Below are 4,387 nucleotides of genomic sequence, written 5' to 3' on the forward strand. Positions count from 1 at the left end.
AATCTTTCATAGTATCTTTTTTTATTTCTATTTTTTCTTCTTCATTAACTTGATGTGTCCCATTTTTTTCTTCTTCATTAACTTGATGGGGCTCATTTTCTATTCTCATTTTTCCCTGACAACTTAAAATCAGAAAAAATAGATAAAATTGTAATAATAATATCTTTTTCATTTTATAATTTTTTTGTATAGTTTTTAGGCCTGTAATATCCAAACCAACCTTTATGATTTACTAATGCTTTACTTGTACGTTTAAATACGGCTGTTCGAGTTTGTCTTGTTCCTGGAAATCCTCCATTAGAAACTGTATTTTGAGATTCATCAGCACTTCCTTTCTTCCCTATTGCTTCCAATATGGTAACCAAATCTTTTTTCTCATCGTATTTATAAACAATGCCTGTATGACCACTCCATCCGCTTCCAGTAGAATATCCCCAAGCAAATATATCTCCTCTTTGGGGTTTGAAACTTTCTTCTTTTCCTACTAAATCTATATTTTCGTTTCCTAATTTATTCCTGAAGGCTTTTTCTGTTGTCATATCAGCTGTTGTCATATAAATAGGTTCATTCTTTGTTTTATTTATACCTATCCCTAATTCATATAAATATCGACTAACTAATTCCGAACAATCCATAAATTCCAATCCTTTATCACTTACTTCTGTCCTATATTTATTGGTCTCCTGTTTATATTTATAATGTTTGTCTACTATTTTCTTCATTTTTGCTAAAACTCCATCTTCTTCTTCATATTCCAACTCCTTTTCTCCATTACAAATATTCTTATCATACTTAAACCACTGTTTTAACTTTCGTAGACCTTCTTTTCGTTTAGACCATCCATGAGGATCTGGTGAATTCCTATCTGATAGTGAGTATCCATTTAGTATTTTAGATTGAAACCAAAAATATTTTTCTTCTCCTGTTTCTTCATAGGCTAGAGCTATTTCATTTAAAGTCTTTCCTACTCCTTTAGGAAACGTTTCTTGCTTCCATTTTGCATCTGCATTTTTTGATGCGTTTTTATAATCTTTTGTATAGGTCAAAGCTCTTTTAGATACACTCCATTCCCATCCGGAACTATCTACAGTATAATGCAAATTGGTTGCAATCAAATTAGGATTGTTTATAAACTTGTTTTCATCCCCTATATATATTCCATATTCCTTATAAGGGCCAGGTTCATCGTAGGATGTTTTTGCCTTATTTAGATTTCCGGTTAATTGAATTAATCCTCTTCCTTTATATTTTGATTTACTGGATAAATATTTGCTCAATTCTTCATGTGAAATTGAAAAAAAGCCTGTCTCAGCGTTTACCTGTGCTAAAAAAGTTATCTTTTGTATACATTTATTTATATTGTATTTGCGAAACATTTTGTTTAACTCAAAAGTTAGGCTTTTAAAGGTTTTATCCTCCACCTGACATGATTCTTTTAATCCTTCCCAAATTACTTCTCTTCCTTTTATTGTTTTTACCAAAGACCTTACTTCTTCTTCTGTAAAATCACGATCGCAATAACATGTTCTTGTCTTCTTAGCATTTCCCCTTTCCTCTCATATGGGAGAAATGATATTTTTATTCTACCAATTCATTATTCTTTTTACTAAGCCTTTTAAATTAGGTAAATTATAATAATTATTTTCCTTAAATTGTTTTAACATTGCTTCCCATTCTTTTTCTGATAATAAAGAATCATAGGACCCTAATATATCTCCCCTACCCCATACTACTGTTTCTGATTTATGATACTTCCAATACAATGGATCTATATAATTCACTGCATAGGCTACTATTTTGTATAGTTCTTCATTCGTCCAACCTATATTTTTTCCTTCTCGCTTTCTATCTACTAATTCTACTAATGCATTCATTAAATCTATAGCATATTTGCCCTCATTTTCATTGGTTATATTTTCAATGGTTTTTAATATTCCTTCTCTTAGGTATAAACGGCTTCGGTCTTGACCGGGTTTATTTCTCATTACAAAAATCAATGATCTAATTTCTGATTTTCTTATATGTTGACTATGGTTATAGGTAGTATATAAACTATCCATTACATTTTCATTAATTTTATCTTCCTTGTCATAATTAAAATTTAATAATAATGACCTTGATAAATATGCTTCTCTAGGTAATAAATAATTTAAACTAGCTTTGTCATTATATATTAAATATTTATTTAAGGATAATACTTTTAAATTTTGTTGTATACTATACTCTTTTTTATCTTTCCCCTTAATTTTTATTAAATCATTCAGAAATACCATAGGAGTTATTATTTTCCTTTGTTTATCTATAAATAAATTCCAATCTATACTTGAAAAACTATATTTAAATTGATCAAAAGTTAGATTCGTTTCTTTTAATAGTATATGTTTTATTTCTTCATCCGTATATGCTTTTCCCTTGTCATAGACTGGTTCTTCTGCATATAATGTAATAATATTTTCTTCACTTTTGTCTATATCTATTCCAAATACATACTTTATCCTCTCTTTAAATAAGGAATAATCCGGGAATTTATAACCGCTATTCTCTAATGATTTTTCTAATAAAGGTAGTTGTAAATCTAAATCCTCTTGTGTGGCTATATATTCATTGTCAGGAATATGATCTTCTACAAATACTCTTTTTTGTAGTTCTATATGTTCTTCTATTTTTTGTAAATTAATGCTATCCTTTTGCGTATTTTGTAAACCAATATTATCCATTTGTGTATTTTGTGCAATTTCTATAATAGGCTTTTCTTTTTTTTCTTCTTTCTTATTTTCTTCCCCTCTACAGGAAAAAAATAATATAAATAAACCGAAAAATATTATTCTTTTTTTCATAATTATTTCTTTATTATTTCAAAACTATAATTATTTTTATTCCAATTTACCTTTTTATCTGCTTTACTGTAATGTATTAACGGTGTATAAAATCGGCAGGGACTTCTTTGGGCAGTTACTTTATGATCCAATAAATGGTATGAATCCTTTTTCCATTTTAATTTAATCACCCCTCCCATTGTCAATTTTTTTTCCATCCCATATGGAATTTCACTTGAACTTATTGCTTCCACAGTGGTTACCACCTTATCTATTCCCTTTTCATTAGGTATTTCTTCATAATCAATGATCACTCCGGTATGCCCCATTCCTGAAGAACTCTTCCAGATAAATATATCTCCTATTTGGGGCTTATAATCTAAATCGTCATGTTTTTGTAAGTAGATAGGGTATTTTTCTGCAAATTCATAGAGTATTCGAGTATTACCTCCCATTACCTTTTTACTCCATTCTATTTTCTGTAAATAACGGCATACTAATTCCGAACAATCCATCGTATTTTCTCCTTTCTCCGAAATTCTATCATCGTCGTTTTTATAAGTTACTTTATATGGCTTTTTGTTTACTTCTGTTTGGTCTATACATTTACTTAATAACCATTTTATGCCCTCTTGTATCTTTAAATCTGAGTTTTCATATTTCAAAGGTTCATCTACTTTCCCGCATTCTTCTACCCTAAAAATTGACTTGGTTGAATTTGATTCGCTAACTGTTAAATTCCCTGCTTTTCCTCCTCTATACCATACTCTCCTTTCAGGGTAAGATAATGTTTTTTTATTAATAATCTTTATAATTGAATCCACCACTTGATCATCAGGCATTTTTCCTGTTTGATCTGCTTCCAGGTACATGCCATCTTTAAACCAGTCTATCATCCCGGTTAAAGCTGCTTCTTCGGGTGTCATCCAACCGTCTTTTACGCTAATAGCTTTATCGGGGCTATCATACTTCTTGTAAATATTAATACCTGAATCTTTTGCATAAGCTTCTATTATTTTCTGTACTTCTTCATAGGTACTTCTTCCTGTTATCTGGAATAAGCCCCGCCCTCTAAAGTTCCAACCATCATTCGCTCCACGATTTTTAAAATTCTTTCCTGTTGAATAATGGTATCCATATGCCCAATTGGCTAAGATTATTTGACTGGATTCTGATACTGCCGGATCACTTCTATTTTTCCTTGCATGCTTATTAGCTATATCTTTACCTCCTGGGACTTGTTCAAAAGCTTTTAATCCTGCTCCGGATAATCCTGATACTATATAATTAAAACTTTCTCCTCTTAGTCCTGAGGCTAGAGATAATCCTGCTTCCTGACGCGATTGTGCAAAGAAATGTGCCTTGCGAGCACAGGTATCTAGTTTAAATATATCTTTATACTTGTTTAAAGCTACTGCCAGTTCTTCTAAATGTTTGGTTGAGGCCGATTTATATACCTTCTTTAATATATCTACTGTAAAATCTTCTTTGCATCTTGGGCTAACCTATTCTCTCTCTAATACGATGTATTGTATAAACAATAATTAAAATTTTGAAAATTCCTGAATTTT

Annotated in this window: 3 protein-coding genes; all 3 read right to left on the bottom strand. The window is 30.4% G+C overall.

Going from position 1 to position 4,387, the window contains the following annotated elements; translation table 11 throughout:
- Positions 1 to 173: 173 nt before the first annotated feature.
- On the bottom strand, positions 174 to 1,481 hold the full coding sequence (locus Q0T35_RS11005) for a CHAP domain-containing protein (RefSeq protein ID WP_295843121.1): 1,308 nt from the start codon (positions 1,479 to 1,481) through the stop codon (positions 174 to 176).
- Positions 1,482 to 1,583: 102 nt separating this feature from the next.
- Positions 1,584 to 2,837: a hypothetical protein gene (locus Q0T35_RS11010; protein WP_295843122.1), complete on the bottom strand. Its 1,254-nt coding sequence runs from the start codon at positions 2,835 to 2,837 to the stop codon at positions 1,584 to 1,586.
- A gap of 2 nt (positions 2,838 to 2,839) precedes the next feature.
- Positions 2,840 to 3,742: a peptidoglycan amidohydrolase family protein gene (locus Q0T35_RS11015; RefSeq protein WP_295843124.1), complete on the bottom strand. Its 903-nt coding sequence runs from the start codon at positions 3,740 to 3,742 to the stop codon at positions 2,840 to 2,842.
- Positions 3,743 to 4,387: the final 645 nt, after the last annotated feature.

It is taken from the genome of uncultured Apibacter sp., from assembly GCF_946479295.1.
Lineage (GTDB): Bacteria > Bacteroidota > Bacteroidia > Flavobacteriales > Weeksellaceae > Apibacter.